At 49.3% G+C, this 26,660-nt stretch carries 22 protein-coding genes; 15 read left to right on the plus strand and 7 right to left on the minus strand.

Features of this window, described 5'->3' with window-relative positions; all coding sequences use genetic code 11:
• Positions 1–68: 68 nt before the first annotated feature.
• The 3 genes from cadA to lysS all read left to right on the plus strand — a co-directional run bounded on the left by cadA (position 69) and on the right by lysS (position 5,486).
• Positions 69–2,216 (plus strand): lysine decarboxylase CadA, encoded by a 2,148-nt coding sequence (gene cadA, locus FTE26_RS16110; RefSeq protein ID WP_001295383.1) that lies wholly within the window; start codon positions 69–71, stop codon positions 2,214–2,216.
• Positions 2,217–2,274: 58 nt separating this feature from the next.
• Positions 2,275–3,732, plus strand: coding sequence for a dipeptide/tripeptide permease DtpC (gene dtpC / locus FTE26_RS16115; protein ID WP_000856841.1), 1,458 nt, complete (start codon positions 2,275–2,277; stop codon positions 3,730–3,732).
• Between the two features lie 236 nt (positions 3,733–3,968).
• Positions 3,969–5,486 (plus strand): lysine--tRNA ligase, encoded by a 1,518-nt coding sequence (lysS, locus tag FTE26_RS16120; protein ID WP_001295063.1) that lies wholly within the window; start codon positions 3,969–3,971, stop codon positions 5,484–5,486.
• 109 nt (positions 5,487–5,595) lie between these two features.
• Here the strand turns inward: lysS and ghoT are convergent, their stop codons facing one another.
• The 4 genes from ghoT to yjdI all read right to left on the minus strand — a co-directional run bounded on the left by ghoT (position 5,596) and on the right by yjdI (position 6,843).
• Positions 5,596–5,778, minus strand: coding sequence for a type V toxin-antitoxin system toxin GhoT (ghoT, locus tag FTE26_RS16125; protein WP_085674725.1), 183 nt, complete (start codon positions 5,776–5,778; stop codon positions 5,596–5,598).
• Positions 5,779–5,805: 27 nt separating this feature from the next.
• Positions 5,806–6,102 carry a type V toxin-antitoxin system endoribonuclease antitoxin GhoS gene (ghoS, locus tag FTE26_RS16130; protein WP_000398619.1) on the minus strand — a complete coding sequence of 99 codons (297 nt, stop codon included), beginning with the start codon at positions 6,100–6,102 and terminating at the stop codon, positions 5,806–5,808.
• A gap of 226 nt (positions 6,103–6,328) precedes the next feature.
• Complete coding sequence (locus tag FTE26_RS16135) at positions 6,329–6,601, minus strand: GNAT family N-acetyltransferase (protein WP_000405647.1); 273 nt, start codon at positions 6,599–6,601, stop codon at positions 6,329–6,331.
• An 11-nt stretch (positions 6,602–6,612) separates the two neighbouring features.
• Complete coding sequence (gene yjdI, locus FTE26_RS16140) at positions 6,613–6,843, minus strand: 4Fe-4S mono-cluster protein YjdI (protein WP_000371699.1); 231 nt, start codon at positions 6,841–6,843, stop codon at positions 6,613–6,615.
• A 180-nt stretch (positions 6,844–7,023) separates the two neighbouring features.
• On the opposite strand from yjdI, the gene FTE26_RS16145 reads away from it, so the two are divergent.
• The 5 genes from FTE26_RS16145 to FTE26_RS16165 all read left to right on the plus strand — a co-directional run bounded on the left by FTE26_RS16145 (position 7,024) and on the right by FTE26_RS16165 (position 13,758).
• The gene (locus FTE26_RS16145) at positions 7,024–8,655 is read left to right on the plus strand and encodes a sensor histidine kinase (protein WP_001216460.1); all 1,632 of its coding nucleotides are present in this window, start codon (positions 7,024–7,026) and stop codon (positions 8,653–8,655) included.
• Positions 8,652–9,371 carry a two-component system response regulator DcuR gene (gene dcuR, locus FTE26_RS16150; RefSeq protein ID WP_000611288.1) on the plus strand — a complete coding sequence of 240 codons (720 nt, stop codon included), beginning with the start codon at positions 8,652–8,654 and terminating at the stop codon, positions 9,369–9,371. Before FTE26_RS16145 ends, dcuR begins: the two co-directional genes overlap by 4 nt.
• 570 nt (positions 9,372–9,941) lie before the next feature.
• The gene (dcuB, locus tag FTE26_RS16155; protein WP_000899522.1) at positions 9,942–11,282 is read left to right on the plus strand and encodes an anaerobic C4-dicarboxylate transporter DcuB; all 1,341 of its coding nucleotides are present in this window, start codon (positions 9,942–9,944) and stop codon (positions 11,280–11,282) included.
• Positions 11,283–11,359: 77 nt separating this feature from the next.
• A complete protein-coding gene (gene fumB / locus FTE26_RS16160) occupies positions 11,360–13,006 on the plus strand; it encodes a class I fumarate hydratase (RefSeq protein ID WP_000066681.1) in 1,647 nt (548 codons plus the stop codon).
• A gap of 122 nt (positions 13,007–13,128) precedes the next feature.
• The gene (locus tag FTE26_RS16165) at positions 13,129–13,758 is read left to right on the plus strand and encodes a DUF2238 domain-containing protein (protein ID WP_000198733.1); all 630 of its coding nucleotides are present in this window, start codon (positions 13,129–13,131) and stop codon (positions 13,756–13,758) included.
• 138 nt (positions 13,759–13,896) lie between these two features.
• Here FTE26_RS16165 and melB read toward each other — a convergent pair whose 3' ends face one another.
• Together melB and melA are read right to left on the minus strand one after the other, a co-directional pair.
• A complete protein-coding gene (gene melB, locus FTE26_RS16170; protein ID WP_000028124.1) occupies positions 13,897–15,318 on the minus strand; it encodes a melibiose:sodium transporter MelB in 1,422 nt (473 codons plus the stop codon).
• A gap of 102 nt (positions 15,319–15,420) precedes the next feature.
• On the minus strand, positions 15,421–16,776 hold the full coding sequence (gene melA, locus FTE26_RS16175; protein WP_000988031.1) for an alpha-galactosidase: 1,356 nt from the start codon (positions 16,774–16,776) through the stop codon (positions 15,421–15,423).
• A gap of 282 nt (positions 16,777–17,058) precedes the next feature.
• Here melA and melR point away from each other — a divergent pair, with 282 nt between their 5' ends.
• From melR to pmrB, 7 genes are all read left to right on the plus strand, one after another.
• Positions 17,059–17,967 (plus strand): transcriptional regulator MelR, encoded by a 909-nt coding sequence (melR, locus tag FTE26_RS16180; protein ID WP_001090758.1) that lies wholly within the window; start codon positions 17,059–17,061, stop codon positions 17,965–17,967.
• 198 nt (positions 17,968–18,165) lie between these two features.
• Complete coding sequence (gene adiA, locus FTE26_RS16185; protein WP_001307519.1) at positions 18,166–20,433, plus strand: arginine decarboxylase; 2,268 nt, start codon at positions 18,166–18,168, stop codon at positions 20,431–20,433.
• Between the two features lie 324 nt (positions 20,434–20,757).
• The gene (gene adiY / locus FTE26_RS16190) at positions 20,758–21,519 is read left to right on the plus strand and encodes a DNA-binding transcriptional activator AdiY (RefSeq protein ID WP_001217059.1); all 762 of its coding nucleotides are present in this window, start codon (positions 20,758–20,760) and stop codon (positions 21,517–21,519) included.
• A 136-nt stretch (positions 21,520–21,655) separates the two neighbouring features.
• Positions 21,656–22,993, plus strand: coding sequence for an arginine/agmatine antiporter (gene adiC / locus FTE26_RS16195; protein WP_000093154.1), 1,338 nt, complete (start codon positions 21,656–21,658; stop codon positions 22,991–22,993).
• 103 nt (positions 22,994–23,096) lie between these two features.
• A complete protein-coding gene (gene eptA, locus FTE26_RS16200; RefSeq protein ID WP_001298860.1) occupies positions 23,097–24,740 on the plus strand; it encodes a phosphoethanolamine transferase EptA in 1,644 nt (547 codons plus the stop codon).
• A complete protein-coding gene (gene basR, locus FTE26_RS16205) occupies positions 24,737–25,405 on the plus strand; it encodes a two-component system response regulator BasR (protein WP_000697915.1) in 669 nt (222 codons plus the stop codon). The genes eptA and basR overlap by 4 nt, the downstream gene beginning before the upstream one ends.
• Positions 25,406–26,506, plus strand: a complete 1,101-nt coding sequence (gene pmrB / locus FTE26_RS16210) for a two-component system sensor histidine kinase PmrB (RefSeq protein WP_001051093.1) — start codon at positions 25,406–25,408, stop codon at positions 26,504–26,506.
• On the opposite strand, the gene pmrR is transcribed toward pmrB, so the two are convergent.
• The gene (gene pmrR / locus FTE26_RS16215; RefSeq protein WP_000797656.1) at positions 26,482–26,571 is read right to left on the minus strand and encodes an LpxT activity modulator PmrR; all 90 of its coding nucleotides are present in this window, start codon (positions 26,569–26,571) and stop codon (positions 26,482–26,484) included. The genes pmrB and pmrR overlap by 25 nt on opposite strands.
• Between the last annotated feature and the right edge of the window lie 89 nt (positions 26,572–26,660).

Here is a 26,660-nt window from a genome sequence, read left to right on the forward strand (position 1 = left end):
TTCCGAGGCTCCTCCTTTCATTTTGTCCCATGTGTTGGGAGGGGCCTTTTTTACCTGGAGATATGACTATGAACGTTATTGCAATATTGAATCACATGGGGGTTTATTTTAAAGAAGAACCCATCCGTGAACTTCATCGCGCGCTTGAACGTCTGAACTTCCAGATTGTTTACCCGAACGACCGTGACGACTTATTAAAACTGATCGAAAACAATGCGCGTCTGTGCGGCGTTATTTTTGACTGGGATAAATATAATCTCGAGCTGTGCGAAGAAATTAGCAAAATGAACGAGAACCTGCCGTTGTACGCGTTCGCTAATACGTATTCCACTCTCGATGTAAGCCTGAATGACCTGCGTTTACAGATTAGCTTCTTTGAATATGCGCTGGGTGCTGCTGAAGATATTGCTAATAAGATCAAGCAGACCACTGACGAATATATCAACACTATTCTGCCTCCGCTGACTAAAGCACTGTTTAAATATGTTCGTGAAGGTAAATATACTTTCTGTACTCCTGGTCACATGGGCGGTACTGCATTCCAGAAAAGCCCGGTAGGTAGCCTGTTCTATGATTTCTTTGGTCCGAACACCATGAAATCTGATATTTCCATTTCAGTATCTGAACTGGGTTCTCTGCTGGATCACAGTGGTCCACACAAAGAAGCAGAACAGTATATCGCTCGCGTCTTTAACGCAGACCGCAGCTACATGGTGACCAACGGTACTTCCACTGCGAACAAAATTGTTGGTATGTACTCTGCTCCAGCAGGCAGCACCATTCTGATTGACCGTAACTGCCACAAATCGCTGACCCACCTGATGATGATGAGCGATGTTACGCCAATCTATTTCCGCCCGACCCGTAACGCTTACGGTATTCTTGGTGGTATCCCACAGAGTGAATTCCAGCACGCTACCATTGCTAAGCGCGTGAAAGAAACACCAAACGCAACCTGGCCGGTACATGCTGTAATTACCAACTCTACCTATGATGGTCTGCTGTACAACACCGACTTTATCAAGAAAACACTGGATGTGAAATCCATCCACTTTGACTCCGCGTGGGTGCCTTACACCAACTTCTCACCGATTTACGAAGGTAAATGCGGTATGAGCGGTGGCCGTGTAGAAGGGAAAGTGATTTACGAAACCCAGTCCACTCACAAACTGCTGGCGGCGTTCTCTCAGGCTTCCATGATCCACGTTAAAGGTGACGTAAACGAAGAAACCTTTAACGAAGCCTACATGATGCACACCACCACTTCTCCGCACTACGGTATCGTGGCGTCCACTGAAACCGCAGCGGCGATGATGAAAGGCAATGCTGGTAAGCGTCTGATCAACGGTTCCATTGAACGTGCGATCAAATTCCGTAAAGAGATCAAACGTCTGAGAACGGAATCTGATGGCTGGTTCTTTGATGTATGGCAGCCGGATCATATCGATACCACTGAATGCTGGCCGCTGCGTTCTGACAGCACCTGGCACGGCTTCAAAAACATCGATAACGAGCACATGTATCTTGACCCGATCAAAGTCACCCTGCTGACTCCGGGGATGGAAAAAGACGGCACCATGAGCGACTTTGGTATTCCGGCCAGCATCGTGGCGAAATACCTCGACGAACATGGCATCGTTGTTGAGAAAACCGGTCCGTATAACCTGCTGTTCCTGTTCAGCATCGGTATCGATAAGACCAAAGCACTGAGCCTGCTGCGTGCTCTGACTGACTTCAAACGTGCGTTCGACCTGAACCTGCGTGTGAAAAACATGCTGCCGTCTCTGTATCGTGAAGATCCTGAATTCTATGAAAACATGCGTATTCAGGAACTGGCTCAGAATATCCACAAACTGATTGTTCACCACAATCTGCCGGATCTGATGTACCGCGCATTTGAAGTGCTGCCGACGATGGTAATGACTCCGTATGCTGCGTTCCAGAAAGAGCTGCACGGTATGACCGAAGAAGTTTACCTCGACGAAATGGTAGGTCGTATTAACGCCAATATGATCCTTCCATATCCGCCGGGAGTTCCTCTGGTAATGCCGGGTGAAATGATCACCGAAGAAAGCCGTCCGGTTCTGGAGTTCCTGCAGATGCTGTGTGAAATCGGCGCTCACTATCCGGGCTTTGAAACCGATATTCACGGTGCATACCGTCAGGCTGATGGCCGCTATACCGTTAAGGTATTGAAAGAAGAAAGCAAAAAATAATTAGCTCGTACAAGGGAAGTGGCTTGCCACTTCCCTTTTTTGCTCATAAGGAGAACACATGAAAACACCCTCACAGCCGCGCGCGATATACTATATCGTGGCGATCCAAATCTGGGAGTACTTCAGTTTTTACGGCATGCGTGCCTTACTCATTCTCTATCTCACCCATCAGCTTGGTTTTGATGATAACCATGCCATCAGCCTGTTCAGCGCATATGCTTCTCTGGTTTACGTTACCCCTATTCTCGGCGGCTGGCTTGCCGACCGCCTGCTCGGCAACCGCACTGCAGTGATTGCCGGCGCGCTGTTAATGACCCTTGGCCATGTGGTGCTGGGCATTGATACAAATTCAACCTTTAGCCTGTATCTGGCGCTGGCAATCATTATTTGTGGCTACGGTTTATTCAAATCAAACATCAGCTGTTTGCTTGGCGAGCTCTACGACGAGAACGATCATCGACGTGATGGCGGTTTTTCGCTGCTGTATGCTGCGGGCAATATCGGTTCTATCGCCGCCCCAATCGCCTGCGGCCTGGCTGCTCAGTGGTATGGATGGCATGTTGGCTTTGCCCTTGCGGGTGGCGGCATGTTTATCGGTTTGTTGATTTTCTTAAGCGGGCATCGTCATTTCCAGTCCACGCGTAGTATGGATAAAAAAGCGCTCACTAGCGTGAAATTTGCCTTACCAGTATGGAGCTGGTTAGTGGTGATGCTCTGTTTAGCCCCAGTATTTTTTACCCTGCTGCTGGAGAACGACTGGTCCGGATATTTGCTGGCGATCGTTTGCCTCATTGCCGCACAAATCATTGCCCGCATGATGGTCAAATTCCCCGAACACCGCCGTGCTCTTTGGCAAATTGTATTGTTGATGTTTGTCGGGACATTGTTCTGGGTACTGGCACAACAGGGCGGCAGTACCATCAGCTTGTTTATCGATCGCTTTGTGAATCGTCAGGCATTCAATATTGAAGTACCTACAGCACTATTCCAGTCGGTGAATGCAATTGCGGTGATGCTCGCTGGGGTTGTACTGGCCTGGCTGGCGTCGCCAGAAAGCCGCGGCAACTCAACATTGCGCGTCTGGCTGAAGTTTGCCTTTGGCTTACTGCTGATGGCTTGTGGCTTTATGTTGTTGGCATTTGATGCCCGACATGCAGCGGCTGACGGTCAAGCGTCAATGGGCGTGATGATATCCGGGTTGGCGCTAATGGGCTTTGCCGAACTCTTTATTGACCCGGTGGCGATTGCGCAAATCACGCGTCTGAAAATGTCTGGCGTATTAACCGGTATTTATATGCTGGCAACAGGCGCGGTCGCCAACTGGCTGGCAGGCGTCGTGGCACAGCAGACGACAGAGTCGCAAATTAGCGGTATGGCAATTGCAGCTTACCAGCGATTCTTTTCTCAGATGGGAGAGTGGACGTTGGCTTGTGTCGCGATCATCGTCGTATTGGCCTTTGCTACCCGTTTTCTGTTTAGCACGCCGACGAATATGATACAGGAGAGCAACGATTAACTGTCGTAAAAACAATTGGTTATGAATAAATTAACTTTCAGTTTATAACACTAGCAAATCTAGATTAATAAGTCATTTAAACCATTTTGATGGTTATTTATTAGTGATATCAACTTGAGGTAAGCGTTAGTTTCGATAAGATAAACTGAGTTATTAATAGTCGAGGCAGATAATACAGTGTACCGATCTGTCTCTTTATCTACGCTAAATTGAAAGCTGGATTTAGAGGAACCAAAATGTCTGAACAAGAAACACGGGGAGCCAATGAGGCTATTGATTTTAACGATGAACTGAGAAATCGCCGCGAAAAACTGGCGGCACTACGTCAGCAAGGTGTGGCGTTTCCCAATGATTTTCGCCGCGACCATACCTCTGACCAGCTGCACGAAGAGTTTGATGCGAAGGATAACCAGGAACTGGAATCCTTAAACATTGAAGTCTCGGTTGCTGGCCGAATGATGACCCGTCGTATCATGGGGAAAGCCTCCTTTGTAACGTTGCAGGATGTCGGTGACCGTATTCAACTGTACGTTGCAAGAGATAGCCTGCCAGAAGGTGTTTATAACGATCAGTTTAAAAAATGGGATCTGGGTGACATTATCGGTGCCCGCGGTACGCTGTTTAAGACGCAAACCGGTGAGCTTTCCATTCACTGTACTGAGTTGCGCCTGCTGACAAAAGCACTACGTCCTTTACCAGATAAATTCCATGGTCTGCAGGATCAGGAAGTCCGTTATCGTCAACGTTATCTGGACCTCATCGCTAACGATAAATCCCGTCAAACGTTTGTTGTCCGTTCAAAAATTCTGGCCGCTATCCGCCAGTTCATGGTCGCGCGCGGCTTTATGGAAGTAGAAACCCCGATGATGCAGGTAATTCCAGGTGGGGCATCTGCTCGCCCGTTTATTACCCATCATAACGCTCTGGATTTAGATATGTACCTGCGTATCGCGCCGGAGCTGTATCTGAAACGTCTGGTTGTAGGCGGTTTTGAACGGGTATTCGAAATCAACCGTAACTTCCGTAATGAAGGTATTTCTGTTCGCCATAATCCTGAGTTCACAATGATGGAACTCTACATGGCGTATGCGGATTACCACGATTTGATTGAACTGACAGAGTCCCTGTTCCGCACCCTGGCACAAGAGGTTCTGGGTACCACTAAAGTCACTTATGGCGAGCATGTGTTTGATTTCGGCAAACCGTTTGAAAAACTCACCATGCGCGAAGCAATCAAAAAATATCGTCCAGAAACCGATATGGCCGACCTGGATAATTTTGATGCTGCTAAAGCATTAGCTGAATCTATCGGAATTACGGTAGAGAAAAGCTGGGGGCTGGGACGTATTGTCACGGAGATCTTTGATGAAGTGGCAGAAGCACATCTGATTCAGCCAACCTTTATTACGGAATATCCGGCAGAAGTGTCACCGCTGGCGCGCCGTAATGATGTTAACCCGGAAATCACCGACCGTTTTGAATTCTTCATCGGTGGTCGTGAAATCGGTAATGGTTTTAGCGAATTAAACGACGCAGAAGATCAGGCTGAACGTTTCCAGGAACAGGTTAACGCTAAAGCTGCAGGTGACGACGAAGCCATGTTCTATGACGAAGATTACGTGACTGCGCTGGAATATGGTCTGCCGCCAACCGCTGGTCTGGGTATTGGTATCGACCGAATGATTATGCTGTTTACAAACAGTCATACTATTCGCGACGTTATTCTCTTCCCGGCGATGCGCCCACAGAAATAAATTTCACTTTAATGAACGAAGCAGTCAGGCGACTGCTTCGTTCGTCGTTCCGCAAATCCAGTTTTGAGGAGAGACGCTTCGTTTCACGATAACCAGCGGGTCCACTCAACTACAGCTCGTAAAAGAGAGAAAAAAGTAATGCCACAGGCAGACTCATTGGCCAGGTTATTCCGACCAGGAATGCACTAAGTAAACGAATATGTGTTTTCTCATGTGAGATAAACCAGATAATGACAAAGGATATGTTCACACCAATCACATAAAAAATTAATATTTTAGAGAATAGTGCCATTTTTTATGTTCTTCTTATCCTTCCTGGCTACTTGTAAAACTGACGGAAATAGTCATCAACTGTCATAATGTTGAGGTCAAAATCAATATCCGGTAAGTCTAAGCATTTAAGCCTGATTAAATCTTCGATTTCACTTGCGGCTAACGATGTCGTTATTGCGAAGGAGTTTTCATTCAATTGTCGTGGTATCCCATATTCATCAGCCACGATAGAGGAGAAATTCATATCATACATCAATGATCTTAACCTTAAGAACACTGAGGAATAAGATGATGGATAATCAAAAGAAACAACATAAGTATTGAACTTGTTTTTACCTTCCATAATATGACTCCTATCAATATTGAATGCTCTGGGGACGCAAAACTTATTAACCCCGATTGATGATTCTCATATAGGAGATATTCTTTTTTTTGCTCAGTAAAGGGGATGACTTGGGACAAAAAAACGCGCTCTCTGCCCATTCTTTGTGCATCCCCCTACCCTTCAGATGCTCTCCTGCATCACTCCGCGGAGAGCATGAAAAATATCGTGACTCTGTACTCTCCCATCAACTGCGAATATCATCATACTCCCGCGTTTTATCAAATTCGTGTTTCGCAAATGGGCATAGTGGGATAATTTTTCGTTTTTCCCGACGCATTTTTTCCACGACTTTCGCAACCAGCTGTTTACCAATCCCCTGCCCTTTCAGGCTTTCATCGACATCGGTATGTTCGATAATCGCTAAATTCTCTCCGGTCGGCACAAAGACAATTTCAGCGATTTGCTTGCCCTGTTCGTCATTAATGTAAAATTTATTGTGGCCTTCGCGTATTTCCATTTTACCCTCGCTTATTTATGACGGCATTTCAGCGCGCCGCTCGGGCACGTATCAATCACTTTAACCACAGTGACGACGTCGACTTCATCCGGCATGATCCACGGCTTTCGTTTGAGATTAAATAACTTGCCGTTGCCACGTACGCAATTGCCAGAATGCTGACATATCGCAGTGTTGAAATAGACATCGATCTTTTCGCCGGTATAACAGCGATAACCCTCGTCCAGTAGCGCCTGATCCATGACTTTCCCTCTCTCATCAGTATGATTATCGCTATAAGCATAGCCCTGGAATCTTCATACAGCACTGGCAGTTTCCGTTGCCAGAGTCTCTTCCCCTATATAGCCAATCATTCTTACTCCCTTTGAATTACCCGCCTCATCAGAGATAATGCTTAAGAAATTTGTCACACAAGGAAGCTGATGAGACATTCATTGCCCTACCGCATGTTACGCAAACGTCCGATGAAATTGAGTACCACAGTGATCTTAATGGTCAGCGCGGTACTGTTCTCGGTGCTATTGGTGGTGCATCTGATTTACTTCTCGCAAATCAGTGATATGACGCGAGACGGGCTGGCCAACAAGGCACTGGCAATGGCGCGTACCCTCGCCGACTCGCCGGAAATCCGTCAGGGCTTGCAGAAAAAACCGCAGGAGAGCGGAATCCAGGCCATCGCGGAAGCCGTGCGCAAACGCAACGATCTGCTGTTTATTGTCGTTACCGATATGCAAAGTCTTCGCTACTCGCATCCTGAAGCCCAGCGTATTGGTCAGCCATTTAAAGGTGATGACATCCTTAAAGCGCTGAATGGCAAAGAAAATGTCGCTATCAATCGCGGTTTTCTGGCACAGGCTTTACGCGTATTTACCCCCATCTACGATGAAAATCATAAACAAATTGGCGTGGTGGCGATCGGCCTTGAGTTAAGCCGCGTGACCCAACAAATCAATGACAGTCGCTGGAGCATTATCTGGTCGGTATTATTTGGCATGCTGGTCGGACTGATTGGCACCTGCATTCTGGTTAAGGTACTGAAAAAAATCCTTTTCGGCCTGGAACCCTACGAAATCTCCACGCTGTTTGAGCAGCGCCAGGCCATGTTGCAGTCTATCAAAGAAGGCGTCGTTGCCGTGGACGATCGCGGCGAGGTCACGCTGATCAACGATGCCGCACAAGAATTGCTGAATTACCGTAAGTCGCAGGACGATGAGAAACTGTCGACGCTAAGCCACTCATGGTCACAGGTGGTAGATGTCTCGGAAGTGTTACGCGACGGTACGCCGCGCCGCGACGAAGAGATTACGATTAAAGACCGGCTATTACTGATCAACACCGTTCCGGTGCGCAGTAATGGCGTTATCATCGGTGCCATTTCAACCTTCAGGGACAAAACTGAAGTTCGTAAACTGATGCAGCGACTCGACGGTCTGGTCAACTATGCTGATGCACTTCGTGAACGATCCCACGAATTTATGAATAAATTGCATGTGATTCTCGGATTATTGCATCTGAAGAGTTATAAGCAGTTGGAAGATTACATTCTCAAAACAGCCAATAACTATCAGGAAGAGATTGGCTCTCTGCTGGGTAAGATCAAATCTCCGGTTATCGCTGGTTTTTTAATCAGCAAGATTAACCGCGCGACCGATTTAGGCCATACGCTGATTTTAAACAGTGAAAGCCTGCTGCCAGACAGCGGCAGTGAGGACCAAGTCGCGACGCTGATTACCACATTGGGAAATCTGATAGAAAACGCGCTGGAAGCATTAGGGCCGGAACCCGGTGGCGAAATTAGCGTAACATTGCACTACCGTCACGGCTGGCTGCACTGCGAAGTTAACGATGATGGACCGGGGATCGCACCCGACAAAATCGATCACATTTTTGACAAAGGTGTCTCGACAAAAGGAAGCGAGCGAGGCGTCGGTTTAGCACTTGTCAAACAACAGGTAGAAAATCTCGGCGGCAGCATCGCCGTGGAATCGGAACCCGGGATTTTCACACAATTTTTTGTCCAGATACCCTGGGACGGGGAGAGGTCGAACAGATGATCAATGTATTAATTATCGATGACGACGCAATGGTCGCGGAGCTGAATCGCCGATACGTAGCACAAATCCCAGGCTTTCAATGCTGTGGAACAGCCTCGACGCTGGAGAAAGCCAAAGAGATTATCTTCAATAGCGATACGCCTATCGACCTGATATTGCTCGATATCTATATGCAAAAAGAGAACGGGCTCGATTTACTGCCTGTCCTGCATAACGCGCGTTGCAAAAGTGATGTGATTGTCATCTCCTCCGCAGCCGATGCGGCAACCATTAAAGATTCGCTGCATTACGGTGTCGTGGATTACCTGATCAAACCCTTCCAGGCTTCCCGCTTTGAAGAGGCGCTCACCGGCTGGCGGCAAAAGAAAATGGCGCTGGAAAAACATCAGTATTATGACCAGGCCGAGCTTGATCAGCTAATCCACGGCAGCAGCTCCAACGAACAGGATCCTCGTCGCTTGCCAAAAGGCTTAACGCCGCAGACGTTACGCACGCTGTGCCAGTGGATTGACGCGCATCAGGACTATGAGTTTTCAACCGACGAGCTGGCTAACGAGGTTAACATCTCGCGTGTTTCCTGCCGTAAATACCTCATCTGGCTGGTCAACTGCCACATCTTGTTCACCAGTATCCATTATGGCGTCACGGGGCGTCCAGTTTACCGTTACCGTATTCAGGCAGAACACTACTCACTACTGAAACAATATTGCCAATAACGGATCGCTGGTTATCTGTAAGTAATAATTATTACCGTAATGCAAAATACCCCTGGCACAAGTTACATCCTTCATCAGTAAAACTTGTGCCAGATCAAATATAATTATCCCTCCATCATCGCTAAAAATTAATATCTCTTCAGGTGAACGGTGTTTTTAATTTCAAAACGCTAACAAAAGTTAATTAACTATTATGTCACCCGCATTATGTGTATTTTTACCCACAAATGGGTAGATCAGATTAATCTATAAACCTAATGACATCTGCCCTGAGAACAAAAAATAGACCGATAAATATCAATAAGATAACAGCAAACAAAACATTAACATCTGCGCAGTACAAACTATAAACCCATCGCCAGAGAGTCTTTCTCTCTGAAAAAGCCGCTTATCACAGTGCATAAATTTGCCGCTGCTTTAATCAGCCAATATTCACTGTGAGGTATTTGCTAAAGCCGGTAACGACCAAACGGATATTTAGTCAGGCTCTGAAAACAGTTCATACAAAACAGAACGTGACTGTGATCTATTCAGCAAAAATTTAAATAGGATTATCGCGAGGGTTCACACATGTTATTTACTATCCAACTTATCATAATACTGATATGTCTGTTTTATGGTGCCAGAAAGGGTGGTATCGCGCTGGGTTTATTAGGCGGTATCGGTCTGGTCATTCTGGTCTTCGTCTTCCACCTTCAGCCAGGTAAACCACCAGTTGATGTCATGCTGGTTATCATTGCGGTGGTGGCGGCATCGGCGACCTTGCAAGCTTCGGGCGGTCTTGATGTCATGCTGCAAATTGCCGAGAAGTTGCTGCGCCGCAACCCGAAATATGTCTCAATTGTCGCGCCGTTTGTGACCTGTACACTGACCATTCTTTGCGGTACGGGTCATGTGGTTTACACCATTCTGCCGATCATCTACGACGTCGCCATTAAGAACAACATCCGTCCGGAACGTCCGATGGCGGCAAGTTCTATCGGTGCACAGATGGGGATTATCGCCAGTCCGGTGTCGGTTGCGGTCGTGTCTCTGGTTGCAATGCTGGGTAATGTCACCTTTGATGGTCGCCATCTTGAGTTCCTCGACCTGCTGGCAATCACCATTCCATCGACGTTAATCGGTATCCTGGCGATCGGTATCTTCAGCTGGTTCCGCGGTAAAGATCTGGATAAAGACGAAGAGTTCCAGAAATTCATCTCCGTACCGGAAAACCGTGAGTATGTTTACGGTGATACCGCGACGCTGCTCGATAAAAAACTGCCGAAAAGCAACTGGCTGGCAATGTGGATTTTCCTCGGTGCAATCGCTGTAGTCGCACTTCTTGGTGCTGATTCGGACCTGCGTCCATCCTTCGGCGGCAAACCGCTGTCGATGGTACTGGTTATTCAGATGTTTATGCTGCTGACCGGGGCGCTGATTATTATCCTGACCAAAACCAATCCCGCGTCTATCTCAAAAAACGAAGTCTTCCGTTCCGGTATGATCGCCATCGTGGCGGTGTACGGTATCGCATGGATGGCAGAAACCATGTTCGGTGCGCATATGTCTGAAATTCAGGGCGTACTGGGTGAAATGGTGAAAGAGTATCCGTGGGCCTATGCCATTGTTCTGCTGCTGGTTTCCAAGTTTGTAAACTCTCAGGCTGCGGCGCTGGCGGCGATTGTTCCGGTCGCGCTGGCGATCGGCGTTGATCCGGCATACATCGTGGCTTCAGCACCGGCTTGCTACGGTTATTACATCCTGCCGACTTATCCGAGCGATCTGGCAGCGATTCAGTTTGACCGTTCCGGCACCACCCACATCGGTCGCTTCGTCATCAACCACAGCTTTATTCTGCCGGGGTTGATTGGTGTGAGCGTATCGTGCGTCTTCGGCTGGATCTTCGCCGCGATGTACGGGTTCTTATAAATGCACTTTGCGTGCCGCCCGTGACTACGCGGCACGCCATTTTCGAATAACAAATACAGAGTTACAGGCTGGAAGCTATGTCAAACAAACCCTTTATCTACCAGGCACCTTTCCCGATGGGGAAAGACAATACCGAATACTATCTACTCACTTCCGATTACGTTAGCGTTGCCGACTTCGACGGCGAAACCATCCTGAAAGTGGAACCAGAAGCCCTGACCCTGCTGGCGCAGCAAGCCTTTCACGACGCTTCTTTTATGCTCCGCCCGGCACACCAGAAACAGGTTGCGGCTATTCTTCACGATCCAGAAGCCAGCGAAAACGACAAGTACGTGGCGCTGCAATTCTTAAGAAACTCCGAAATCGCCGCCAAAGGCGTGCTGCCGACCTGCCAGGATACCGGCACCGCGATCATCGTCGGTAAAAAAGGCCAGCGCGTGTGGACCGGCGGCGGTGATGAAGAAGCGCTGTCGAAAGGCGTCTATAACACCTATATCGAAGATAACCTGCGCTATTCACAGAATGCGGCGCTGGACATGTACAAAGAGGTCAACACCGGCACTAACCTGCCTGCGCAAATCGACCTGTACGCGGTAGATGGCGATGAGTACAAATTCCTTTGCGTTGCGAAAGGCGGCGGCTCTGCCAACAAAACGTATCTCTACCAGGAAACCAAAGCCCTGCTGACTCCCGGCAAACTGAAAAACTTCCTCGTCGAGAAAATGCGTACCCTCGGTACTGCAGCCTGCCCGCCGTACCATATCGCGTTTGTGATTGGCGGTACGTCTGCGGAAACCAACCTGAAAACCGTCAAGTTAGCAAGCGCTCACTATTACGATGAACTGCCGACGGAAGGGAACGAACATGGTCAGGCGTTCCGCGATGTCCAGCTGGAACAGGAACTGCTGGAAGAGGCCCAGAAACTCGGTCTTGGCGCGCAGTTTGGCGGTAAATACTTCGCGCACGACATTCGCGTTATCCGTCTGCCACGTCACGGCGCATCCTGCCCGGTCGGCATGGGCGTCTCCTGCTCCGCTGACCGTAACATTAAAGCGAAAATCAACCGCGAAGGTATCTGGATCGAAAAACTGGAACACAACCCAGGCCAGTACATTCCACAAGAACTGCGCCAGGCCGGTGAAGGCGAAGCGGTGAAAGTTGACCTTAACCGCCCGATGAAAGAGATCCTCGCCCAGCTTTCGCAATACCCGGTATCCACTCGTTTGTCGCTCACCGGCACCATTATCGTGGGCCGAGATATTGCACACGCCAAGCTGAAAGAGCTGATTGACGCCGGTAAAGAACTTCCGCAGTACATCAAAGATCACCCGATCTACTACGCGGGTCCGGCGAAAACCCCTGCCGGTTATCCATCAGGTTCACTTGGCCCAACCACCGCAGGCCGTATGGACTCCTACGTGGATCTGCTGCAATCCCACGGCGGCAGCATGATCATGCTGGCGAAAGGTAACCGCAGTCAGCAGGTTACCGACGCGTGTCATAAACACGGCGGCTTCTACCTCGGTAGCATCGGCGGTCCGGCGGCGGTACTGGCGCAGCAGAGCATCAAGCATCTGGAATGCGTCGCTTATCCGGAGCTGGGTATGGAAGCTATCTGGAAAATCGAAGTAGAAGATTTCCCGGCGTTTATCCTGGTCGATGACAAAGGTAACGACTTCTTCCAGCAGATCGTCAACAAACAGTGCGCGAACTGCACTAAGTAACCTCTTCGGCCCAGCGCCTGGCAGCATGCTGCCAGGTGATCCCCCTGGGCCACCTCTTTTGCGATTGTAATTTCACGCTTGCTGGTGAATAGTCAGTATTTTCCCTGACTTGCGAACTCACCATGACCCGCACACTCAAGCCGTTAATTCTTAACACCGGCGCACTGGCGCTAACGTTAATCCTGATTTATACCGGCATTTCGGCCCATGACAAACTCACCTGGCTGATGGAAGTGACACCGGTGATTATTGTCGTGCCGCTACTGCTTGCCACCGCTAAACGTTATCCGTTAACGCCGCTGCTCTATACGCTCATTTTCTTTCACGCCATCATCCTGATGGTCGGCGGGCAATACACCTACGCGAAAGTCCCCATCGGTTTTGAGGTGCAGGAATGGCTGGGGTTGAGCCGTAATCCGTATGACAAGCTGGGGCATTTTTTCCAGGGGCTGGTGCCTGCACTGGTGGCACGAGAAATTCTCGTGCGCGGGATGTACGTGCGCGGACGTAAAATGGTGGCGTTCCTGGTCTGCTGCGTGGCGCTGGCGATAAGCGCGATGTATGAATTAATCGAGTGGTGGGCGGCGCTGGCAATGGGCCAGGGAGCGGATGATTTTCTCGGCACCCAGGGCGACCAGTGGGACACGCAATCCGATATGTTCTGCGCGCTGCTTGGCGCATTAACGACGGTGATATTCCTCGCTCGCTTTCATTGCCGCCAGCTACGGCGCTTTGGCTTGATAACCGGATAACAACGTGCGCTTTGTTGATGCCGGATGCGGCGTGAATTCCTTATCCGGTCTACAAAATTTGCAAATCCAAAGCATTACATTAAGACGTGGCCTGATAAACATATCGCATCAGGCCATTTTCGTTAGCTATTGTCCACGTCAGGCTTTCACATCACTCACTGCACCGACCGGAATATCAGCATGAACAGGCTCGGGCGGTACTTTGCGATATTTATCCAGCAGATGAATCTGGATCCTGCGCAGCGTGTCGCCATTGAGGCGATAGAAACGGAAGTAGAGAATCAGCGTTACCATGAAAAACAGAGTTGGTAGAGCAATCATAATAAACTGCATACCTAATAGGGCTTGCGTAGACTGTTCAACATTCGGTACATAGCCAATCATCCCTAACACAACCGCAATGAAAAAAGCCGCAAAGGCTGAACCGCCCTTCACCACCATAGTCTGCACGGAGTAAGCGATACTTTCACAGCGTACGTGCAATTTATATTCACCGTAATCAACGGTATCTGCCACCATGATGACCTGTAATACCCAGAAAAGCGCCGTTCCCACATTCAGCAAAATACCCGCAATCACAATGAGGACGACGTTGTGATAGCTCATTAATGCCATTAACAGGAGAACACCACAGCTTAACACCGGAAGAATAGATGCTCCGGCCCATAAAATGCGTCGGGATAATGATTTAACTAAGCGTGGGAAGAATACTAACGTCACCAGGTTAGCAGCTCCCGCATACGACAGATAATAGGGGAACAAATCCGCATCACCGATAACATATGAGAAATAATAGATAGCAAATCCGGTAATAATGTTGCTGGCTACATTATAAGCAAGAGCCATACCCAAGAGGCATGAAAGCTGATCGTTTTTATAAATTAGCGCAACGATGGCTTTAAGTGTCAGATGGCTTCCTTCAGCAGACGGTTGATTGTCTGACGAAAAGACTTCATGCACATTGCGCAGAGTGATGATGGTTGAAACAATAAAAAAGGCGATTAGTACCAGAGTGAACATCTGAAAGCCAAATCCCCGATCGCCACCGCCGACATAATTAACAAATGGTAGCGTCACACCTGCCGTAACAAAGCCTGCCAGACTGGCAAAAAAACGCGGATAAGGAACCAGTTGTTCGCGCTCACGTTTATCGAGCGTGATGGTTGGAACCAGCGACCAGAAGGGAATATCCATAATGGTGTAAGTCATGCCCCAGAGGATGTAGGTCACGCAAACAAAGACAATCTGAGTAGTACCTTCAAACAGATGCGCACTAAAGAGGAGAAATAAGATTACAGAGTTTGCCAACGTACCGATCAGGATCCAGGGTTTGAACTTACCCCATCGCGATCGCGTAGCATTTACAATCCATCCCATAATCGGATCGTTAATAGCATCCCAGATCCTCGCCACCAGAAACAAAGTACCGACCAAACCCACAGACAGCCCAACGACATCGGTGTAGTAATACATGAGGTACATATACACAATGCCGATCGCAAAATCCTTCCCGAACGCTCCAAGTCCATAACTGAGTTTTGTAGTCATTGAAATGCTCATAGGGTATCGGGTCGCTGTTACCAACGCCCGCCTTCTGTTATTGGTATCGTCAGAGGTGTGCGCCGGAATAAATCCCCCGGCGCAGTAGCGTTTAGTCGCGTTTTAACGGTGCAACCAGCCTGGCAGCCAGTCGCCGTGGGCGGCAATCAGGTCGTCAACAAGAGCATATATTTCATCAATGCCCAGCACGGCAGCAGTATGCGGGTCCATCATCGCGGCGTGGTAAACACGGTCGCGATTTTCCGTAAGAATAGCTTCGGTCAGCAGCGTCTGTACGTTGATGTTGGTTTGCATCAGGGCGGCCAGATGCGAAGGTAGCGTACCGACTTTGGTCGGCTGAATGCCATTAGCATCAACCAGACAGGCTACTTCCACGCAACATCCTTGTGGCAGGTTATCAATCAAACCATCGTTACGGACGTTGCCGTAAATCACACTCGGCTCGCCAGTCCAGATAGCGTTCATGATTGTGCTGGCATATTCCCGTGACGGTTTAATATCAATCCGGGAGGCGTTTTTATACTCCTCCAGCTCTTTATGCCAGTTCGCCAGCTGCTCGACGCAGCGTTTCGGGTACTCATCCAGCGGTACTTTATAACGCTCAATCAAATCCTCACGACCTGGCTTAATAAACCACGGTGTGTACTCAGCAAAATGTTCTGACGATTCCGTGACGAAGTAGCCCAGCTTTTTGAACATTTCGTAGCGCACAATATTCTGGCAGCGAGTATTGCCATGAATATTCGGCTTCGGTGCCTGCCCTGCTTCATAAGCCGCCAGCAGTTCCGGGTAGAGATTCACATAACTGCCGTCGGCGGTTTTGCGCTCCAGCTCCAGGTAAAACGCCATATGGTTGATACCTGCGCAACGGTAACGCAGCGTAGCTGGGTCGATATTGAGGTCACGCGCCAGCTCTTCCGCCGTTCCCTGCACCGAATGGCACAGCCCGACCTGTTTGATATGCGGATAGCGGGCATACATCGCCCAGGTATTCATCGCCATTGGGTTAACATAGTTGAGCATGGTGGCATCGGGGCAGACTTCCGTCATGTCCTCGCAAATTTGCCACAGATGCGGAATGGTACGTAGCGCGCGCATAATACCGCCCGGCCCCAACGTATCGGCAATGGTTTGTTCCAGACCATGCCGCTTACAGACCTCGAAATCAGTCACCGTGCAAGGTTCATAACCGCCAATCTGAAATGCCACCACGACAAAATCGGCATCCTGTAAGGCTTCTTTCTGTTGGGTGTGGCAGGTGATTTTGCCGCTGGCCCCTGCTGAATCCATCAGCTTACGCACCACAATATGCGACTCTTCCAGGCGGGTGGGATCAATGTCCATCAGGGCAATATGCGCCGTTTTCAGCGCCTCGCGATGGAACACATCACCAAGAATATTTTTAACGAAAATCGTCGAACCAGCGCCGATAAATGTAATTTTGGGTGCAGTCATCATGCAGATCTCCTGGCTTGCTTGAATAACTTCATCATGGCAGGCGAATCTGCAGAAAACCTCCGGCTTCCAGGTTGAGCATTCCCATAAACTCAGATCCTGCGTGAAGCAGCAGTAAATCTGAGTTTATGGTAATAAGTTACCTGAAAAGCAGAGTTTTCGGCCTCATGATGCTCGGACGCTCCCCTCGCCTCTCTGGGAAGAGGGTGAAAACCGTGCTCCCACTCGCAGTCATCCTCCCTCACTCCTGCCATAATTCTGATATTCCAGGAAAGAGAGCCATCCATGAATACAGATACGTTTATGTGCAGCAGCGACGAAAAACAGACCCGCAGCCCGCTGTCGCTGTATTCGGAATACCAGCGGATGGAGATTGAGTTTCGCGCACCGCATATCATGCCCACCAGCCACTGGCATGGTCAGGTAGAAGTGAATGTGCCTTTCGATGGCGATGTGGAATACCTGATCAACAATGAAAAAGTGAATATCAATCAGGGTCATATCACGCTGTTCTGGGCCTGTACACCGCACCAACTAACAGATACCGGAACCTGTCAGAGCATGGCGATTTTTAATCTGCCGATGCATCTGTTTCTCTCCTGGCCGCTGGATAAAGACCTGATTAACCACGTCACTCACGGCATGGTGATCAAATCACTGGCCACACAGCAACTTAGCCCGTTTGAAGTGCGCCGCTGGCAGCAGGAATTAAACAGTCCGAACGAGCAAATTCGCCAGCTCGCCATTGATGAAATTGGCCTGATGCTCAAGCGATTTAGCCTCTCTGGCTGGGAACCGATTCTGGTCAATAAAACCTCGCGCACACACAAAAACAGCGTCTCGCGCCATGCGCAATTTTATGTTAGCCAGATGCTGGGCTTTATTGCCGAAAACTATGATCAGGCGCTGACCATCAACGATGTGGCTGAGCACGTCAAACTTAACGCCAACTATGCAATGGGGATATTCCAGCGGGTCATGCAATTGACGATGAAACAGTACATTACCGCGATGCGCATCAACCACGTTCGCGCGTTACTGAGCGATACCGATAAAAGTATTCTCGATATTGCCCTGACGGCAGGCTTTCGTTCAAGTAGTCGTTTTTACAGCACGTTCGGCAAATATGTCGGCATGTCGCCGCAACAATACCGCAAACTTAGCCAACAGCGCCGCCAGACGTTTCCCGGCTAAAGACGATATCAGTATCAGCCAAAAAAATAGTTTAGCCGTCGATAATAAGCAGTGAAAATAATTTAAAATAATCACATAACGTATTGTTTATAAAATTAAATATTTCAAAAATGTTTGTTTTTCACGCGCTTTACAGCCCGAAAAGGCCGGAAGATACTTGCCCGCAACGAAGATTCCTTCATAACCGGGTAAGCAATGATGAAAGTATTAATTGTTGAAAGCGAGTTTCTCCATCAAGACACCTGGGTCGGTAACGCCGTTGAGCGTCTGGCAGATGCTTTAAGCCAGCAAAATGTTACCGTGATTAAATCCACCTCCTTTGATGATGGTTTTGCCATTCTCTCTTCAAACGAAGCCATTGACTGCCTGATGTTCAGCTATCAAATGGAACATCCGGACGAACATCAAAACGTCAGACAATTGATCGGTAAGCTTCATGAGCGCCAACAAAACGTGCCGGTCTTCCTGTTGGGCGATCGGGAAAAAGCCCTCGCCGCAATGGACCGGGATCTGCTGGAGCTTGTCGATGAATTCGCCTGGATTCTGGAAGATACCGCCGACTTTATCGCCGGACGCGCCGTTGCCGCGATGACCCGCTACCGCCAGCAGCTGTTGCCGCCACTGTTCAGCGCGCTGATGAAATATAGTGACATCCATGAATATTCCTGGGCAGCGCCAGGCCACCAGGGCGGCGTTGGTTTTACCAAAACACCCGCCGGACGTTTCTACCATGACTACTATGGTGAAAATCTGTTCCGCACCGACATGGGCATCGAACGAACTTCCCTCGGTTCTTTGCTTGACCATACTGGCGCATTTGGCGAAAGCGAAAAATATGCCGCACGCGTATTTGGTGCCGATCGCTCCTGGTCGGTAGTCGTCGGTACTTCCGGCTCTAACCGCACCATCATGCAGGCTTGCATGACCGATAACGATGTCGTGGTCGTTGACCGTAACTGCCATAAATCCATCGAACAAGGTTTGATGCTGACAGGCGCGAAACCGGTCTATATGGTGCCAAGCCGCAACCGCTACGGCATTATCGGGCCAATCTATCCGCAGGAAATGCAACCTGAAACCTTGCAGAAGAAAATCAGTGAAAGCCCGCTGACCAAAGACAAAGCCGGGCAAAAACCGTCTTACTGCGTGGTGACCAACTGCACCTATGACGGCGTGTGTTATAACGCTAAAGAAGCGCAGGATCTGCTGGAAAAAACCTCCGATCGTCTGCACTTTGACGAAGCCTGGTACGGCTATGCACGTTTCAACCCGATCTATGCCGATCACTATGCCATGCGCGGCGAACCAGGCGATCACAACGGTCCTACCGTTTTCGCCACCCACTCCACCCACAAACTGCTGAATGCGCTGTCACAGGCTTCTTATATTCATGTACGTGAAGGTCGTGGGGCGATTAACTTCTCCCGCTTCAACCAGGCCTACATGATGCATGCCACCACCTCCCCGCTGTATGCCATCTGCGCATCCAACGACGTGGCGGTGTCGATGATGGACGGCAACAGCGGCCTGTCACTGACACAGGAAGTGATTGACGAAGCGGTTGATTTCCGTCAGGCGATGGCGCGGCTATATAAAGAGTTCACCGCTGACGGTAGCTGGTTCTTCAAACCGTGGAACAAAGAAGTCGTCACCGACCCACAAACCGGCAAAACCTATGACTTTGCTGACGCACCAACCAAACTGCTGACCACCGTTCAGGACTGCTGGGTAATGCATCCGGGCGAAAGCTGGCACGGCTTCAAAGATATTCCGGATAACTGGAGTATGCTCGACCCAATTAAAGTCAGCATCCTTGCTCCGGGAATGGGTGAAGATGGTGAACTGGAAGAAACCGGTGTTCCGGCGGCGCTGGTCACTGCCTGGCTTGGTCGCCACGGCATTGTGCCTACCCGCACCACTGACTTCCAAATTATGTTCCTGTTCTCTATGGGCGTAACCCGTGGGAAATGGGGGACTCTGGTTAACACCCTTTGCTCCTTCAAACGCCACTATGACGCCAACACACCGCTGGCGCAGGTGATGCCGGAACTTGTTGAACAATATCCTGACACTTACGCGAACATGGGGATTCACGATCTGGGTGACACCATGTTTGCCTGGCTGAAAGAAAACAACCCTGGCGCACGGTTGAACGAAGCCTATTCCGGCCTGCCGATGGCGGAAATCACCCCGCGTGAAGCGTACAACGCGATTGTCGACAACAATGTCGAACTGGTATCCATTGAAAATCTGCCAGGACGCATCGCGGCAAACTCAGTTATCCCGTATCCGCCAGGAATCCCGATGCTGCTGTCTGGTGAAAACTTCGGCGATAAAAACAGTCCGCAAGTAAGTTATTTACGCTCGCTGCAATCCTGGGACCACCATTTCCCTGGATTTGAACACGAAACTGAAGGGACTGAAATTATTGACGGTATTTACCACGTTATGTGCGTGAAAGCGTAACCACTATTCCGCTGAAGGCGTAATTGTTTAAATAACATTACGCCGCCTGGCCTTAGGCCTTTTGAGTATGGCAACGTTTTCATAAAAATTGCTGCAAACAAAAATGTCATACTTTTTGCGCGGCCCCACCCCGCGCTTTTTTTTGCCTGTTATTTATCCTGTAAAAAAATATGTACATGAGAAATTACTATAAAAATTTGTAATATTAGTAAAACTCGTTATTTTTATGCATGTTTATATTCATCATACAATTATATAACCATTTCCCGGTATCGCTTTGCTTTAGCGAGAACTGGTCTTTTATTTGCACTCAGGAGTACATGTATGAGGATTTGCAGCGACCAACCTTGTATTGTTTTATTGACTGAAAAAGATGTCTGGATAAGGGTGAATGGGAAAGAACCTATTAGCCTTAAAGCTAACCATATGGCGTTATTAAATTGTGAAAATAATATTATCGACGTCTCCTCTCTTAACAACACTTTGGTTGCTCATATTAGTCACGACATCATCAAAGATTACCTCCGGTTTCTGAATAAAGATCTCTCGCAAATACCAGTATGGCAACGTAGCGCTACGCCCATACTCACCCTGCCATGCCTGACGCCAGACGTCTTTCGCGTTGCCGCGCAACACAGCATGATGCCCGCAGAAACTGAGTCAGAAAAGGAACGAACACGCGCATTATTATTCACGGTGCTATCCCGTTTTCTCGACAGTAAAAAATTCCTTTCATTAATGATGTATATGTTACGTAATTGTGTAAGTGACAGCGTTTATCAAATTATTGAAAGCGATATTCACAAAGACTGGAATCTTAGTATGGTAGCCAGTTGTTTATGTCTTAGCCCAAGTCTGTTAAAGAAAAAGTTGAAAAGCGAAAACACCAGTTATAGCCAAATAATCACCACCTGCCGCATGCGTTATGCCGTAAATGAATTAATGATGGACGGTAAAAATATCTCTCAGGTATCACAGTCCTGCGGCTACAACAGTACGTCGTACTTTATTTCTGTCTTTAAAGACTTCTACGGTATGACGCCGCTGCATTATGTTAGTCAGCACAGAGAACGCACTGTCGCCTGATTTTTAACCTTAACGAAGAGCTATATTAATAACGGCATCAGCGATAACCCGGTCGATAATAATTCAACTATCGAATGCAGGCGTATGATATGACGTAATTTATTGTCACGAAGCTCGCCTTCGCAGGAGTTTAATTATGTCTTCGGATGCTGATGCTCACAAAGTGGGCTTAATCCCCGTCACCCTGATGGTGTCGGGGAATATTATGGGGTCAGGTGTTTTTCTGTTACCTGCAAACCTGGCCTCTACTGGCGGGATTGCCATTTATGGATGGTTGGTGACGATTATCGGTGCACTGGGGCTCTCGATGGTATACGCCAAAATGTCGTTCCTCGACCCAAGTCCTGGTGGTTCTTACGCTTACGCCCGCCGCTGCTTTGGCCCGTTTCTCGGTTATCAAACCAACGTCCTCTACTGGCTGGCCTGCTGGATCGGCAATATCGCCATGGTGGTCATTGGCGTAGGATATTTAAGTTACTTCTTCCCGATTCTGAAAGATCCATTGGTATTAACCATCACCTGCGTCGTGGTGCTGTGGATCTTCGTCCTGCTGAACATTGTCGGTCCGAAAATGATCACCCGTGTGCAGGCAGTTGCCACCGTGCTGGCGCTGATCCCCATCGTCGGGATTGCCGTATTTGGCTGGTTCTGGTTCCGTGGTGAAACCTATATGGCGGCATGGAACGTCAGCGGCCTGGGCACCTTCGGTGCAATTCAAAGTACCCTTAACGTTACGCTGTGGTCGTTCATCGGTGTGGAAAGTGCCTCCGTTGCCGCAGGTGTGGTGAAAAACCCGAAACGCAATGTCCCTATCGCCACCATTGGTGGGGTATTGATTGCCGCCGTTTGCTATGTACTTTCTACCACCGCGATTATGGGGATGATCCCTAATGCCGCACTGCGCGTTTCTGCTTCGCCATTCGGTGATGCCGCACGGATGGCGTTGGGTGACACCGCCGGGGCCATTGTTTCCTTCTGCGCAGCTGCGGGTTGCTTAGGTTCACTGGGCGGCTGGACGTTGCTGGCGGGTCAAACGGCGAAAGCCGCTGCCGATGACGGACTGTTCCCACCAATTTTTGCCCGTGTAAATAAAGCGGGTACGCCAGTGGCGGGGCTGATTATCGTCGGTATTTTGATGACCATCTTCCAGCTCAGCAGCATTTCACCAAACGCGACCAAAGAGTTCGGTCTGGTTTCTTCCGTCTCGGTCATCTTTACACTGGTGCCATATCTTTACACCTGTGCGGCGTTACTGCTGCTCGGACACGGTCACTTTGGTAAAGCACGCCCGGCATATCTGGCAGTTACTACCATTGCCTTCCTCTACTGCATCTGGGCCGTGGTGGGGTCCGGAGCGAAAGAGGTTATGTGGTCATTTGTCACCCTGATGGTCATCACCGCCATGTATGCGCTGAATTACAACCGGCTACATAAAAACCCGTATCCCTTAGATGCACCAATAAGCAAAGATTAATTCCCCTTAATCCAGCAAACATAAAAGCCAACCTTAAGAACTTAAGGTTGGCTTAATTTTGCTTTGCGAGCATATGCGCACTTTGTTCGATGGAAACACCGTGATGTTGAAGCGCCTACTAAAAAGACCCTCTTTGAATTTACTCGCCTGGCTATTGTTGGCCGCTTTTTATATCTCTATCTGCCTGAATATTGCCTTTTTTAAACAGGTGTTGCAGGCGCTGCCGCTGGATTCGCTGCATAACGTACTGGTTTTCTTGTCGATGCCGGTCGTCGCTTTCAGCGTGATTAATATTGTCCTGACACTAAGCTCTTTCTTATGGCTTAATCGACCACTGGCCTGCCTGTTTATTCTGGTTGGCGCGGCTGCACAATATTTCATAATGACTTACGGCATCGTCATCGACCGCTCGATGATTGCCAATATTATTGATACCACTCCGGCAGAAAGTTATGCGCTGATGACACCGCAAATGTTATTAACGCTGGGATTCAGCGGCGTGCTTGCTGCGCTGATTGCCTGCTGGATAAAAATCAAACCTGCCACCTCGCGTCTGCGCAGTGTTCTTTTCCGTGGAGCCAATATTCTGGTTTCTGTACTACTGATTTTGCTGGTCGCCGCACTGTTTTATAAAGACTACGCCTCGTTGTTCCGCAATAACAAAGAGCTGGTGAAATCCTTAAGCCCCTCTAACAGCATTGTTGCCAGCTGGTCATGGTACTCCCATCAGCGACTGGCAAATCTACCGCTGGTGCGAATTGGTGAAGACGCCCACCGCAACCCGTTAATGCAGAACGAAAAACGTAAAAATTTGACCATCCTGATTGTCGGCGAAACCTCGCGGGCGGAGAACTTCTCCCTCAACGGCTACCCGCGTGAAACTAACCCGCGGCTGGCGAAAGATAACGTGGTCTATTTCCCTAATACCGCATCTTGCGGCACGGCAACGGCAGTTTCAGTACCGTGCATGTTCTCGGATATGCCGCGTGAGCATTACAAAGAAGAGCTGGCACAGCACCAGGAAGGCGTGCTGGATATCATTCAGCGAGCGGGCATCAACGTGCTGTGGAATGACAACGATGGCGGCTGTAAAGGTGCCTGCGACCGCGTGCCTCACCAGAACGTCACCGCGCTGAATCTGCCTGGTCAGTGCATCAACGGCGAATGCTATGACGAAGTGCTGTTCCACGGGCTGGAAGAGTACATCAATAACCTGCAGGGTGATGGCGTGATTGTCTTACACACCATCGGCAGCCACGGTCCGACCTATTACAACCGCTATCCGCCGCAGTTCAGGAAATTTACCCCAACCTGCGACACCAATGAGATCCAGACCTGTAGCAAAGAGCAACTGGTGAACACTTACGACAACACGCTGGTTTACGTCGACTATATTGTTGATAAAGCGATTAATCTGCTGAAAGAACATCAGGATAAATTTACCACCAGCCTGGTTTATCTTTCTGACCACGGTGAATCGTTAGGTGAAAATGGCATCTATCTGCACGGTCTGCCTTATGCCATCGCCCCGGATAGCCAAAAACAGGTGCCAATGCTGCTGTGGCTGTCGGAGGATTATCAAAAACGGTATCAGGTTGACCAGAACTGCCTGCAAAAACAGGCGCAAACGCAACACTATTCACAAGACAATTTATTCTCCACGCTATTGGGATTAACTGGCGTTGAGACGAAGTATTACCAGGCTGCGGATGATATTCTGCAAACTTGCAGGAGAGTGAGTGAATGAAAATTCTGATTGTTGAAGACGATACGCTGTTATTGCAGGGATTGATTCTGGCGGCGCAAACCGAAGGCTACGCGTGCGATGGCGTGACAACCGCGCGGATGGCGGAACAAAGCCTTGAGGCCGGTCATTACAGCCTGGTGGTACTGGATTTAGGGTTACCCGACGAAGATGGACTGCATTTTCTCGCCCGTATCCGGCAGAAAAAATACACCCTGCCAGTACTGATCCTCACCGCTCGCGATACGCTGACCGACAAAATCGCCGGGCTGGATGTCGGTGCCGATGACTATCTGGTGAAGCCTTTTGCGCTGGAAGAGTTACACGCCCGTATCCGCGCCCTGCTACGACGCCATAATAATCAGGGCGAAAGTGAGCTGATTGTTGGCAATCTGACGCTGAATATGGGTCGCCGTCAGGTATGGATGGGCGGTGAAGAGTTGATTCTGACGCCCAAAGAATATGCTCTGCTGTCACGGTTAATGCTCAAAGCAGGCAGTCCGGTGCATCGGGAAATTCTCTACAACGACATCTATAACTGGGACAATGAACCCTCGACCAACACCCTGGAAGTGCATATCCACAATCTGCGCGACAAAGTGGGCAAAGCCCGTATCCGCACCGTGCGCGGCTTTGGCTATATGCTGGTCGCGAATGAGGAAAACTAATTGAATCTGATGCATTTTCTGCGCCGACCAATATCGCTGCGCCAACGGCTGATATTGACCATCGGGGCCATTTTGTTGGTGTTTGAGCTGATCAGCGTCTTCTGGCTATGGCATGAAAGTACCGAGCAGATTCAGCTGTTTGAGCAGGCGCTACGCGACAATCGCAACAACGATCGCCACATCATGCGTGAGATCCGCGAGGCGGTCGCCAGCCTGATTGTCCCCGGCGTGTTTATGGTCAGCCTGACGCTATTTATCTGCTATCAGGCGGTACGCCGCATCACCCGCCCGCTGGCGGAGCTGCAAAAAGAGCTGGAAGCGCGCACCGCCGACAACTTAACGCCCATTGCCATTCACAGCGCCACCCTCGAAATCGAAGCGGTGGTTTCGGCGTTGAACGATCTGGTCAGTCGCCTGACCAGCACGCTGGATAACGAAAGGTTGTTTACCGCTGACGTCGCGCACGAACTGCGAACGCCACTGGCTGGGGTGCGTTTGCATCTGGAACTGCTGGCGAAAACGCATCACATTGATGTAGCACCGTTAGTGGCACGGCTTGATCAGATGATGGAGAGCGTCTCCCAGCTGCTGCAACTGGCGCGTGCCGGACAGTCATTTTCTTCCGGTAATTATCAACATGTAAAACTGCTGGAAGATGTCATTCTCCCCTCGTATGACGAACTCAGTACCATGCTCGACCAGCGACAGCAAACCCTGCTATTGCCAGAGAGCGCCGCCGACATCACCGTTCAGGGTGATGCAACCCTGCTGCGGATGTTATTGCGAAACCTGGTAGAAAACGCCCATCGTTACAGCCCGCAAGGCAGCAACATTATGATTAAGCTGCAAGAAGATGGCGGAGCGGTCATGGCAGTTGAAGATGAAGGACCAGGTATTGATGAGAGTAAATGCGGGGAGTTGAGTAAAGCGTTTGTACGTATGGACAGCCGTTATGGCGGGATTGGTCTGGGGTTAAGTATTGTCAGCCGCATTACACAGTTGCATCACGGGCAGTTTTTCCTGCAAAACCGGCAAGAGACTTCCGGCACGCGGGCCTGGGTACGGCTGAAGAAAGATCAGAACGTGGCAAACCAGATATAAAGAAAGCTGCTGACCACCAGCACGCTGAACACGGTAGTTAAACTTTCATAAACACGGTTTTTCATTGCACTCTCCTCCGTTAACCTGGAGGAGAGTATGCGCGTCAGAGATTAAGTGAACCTTAAGAGTTCAATTGGCCTGATAAGACAGCGTC

It is taken from the genome of Escherichia sp. S10b, from assembly GCF_028421345.1.
In the GTDB taxonomy this organism is placed as follows: Bacteria; Pseudomonadota; Gammaproteobacteria; order Enterobacterales; family Enterobacteriaceae; genus ECMA0423.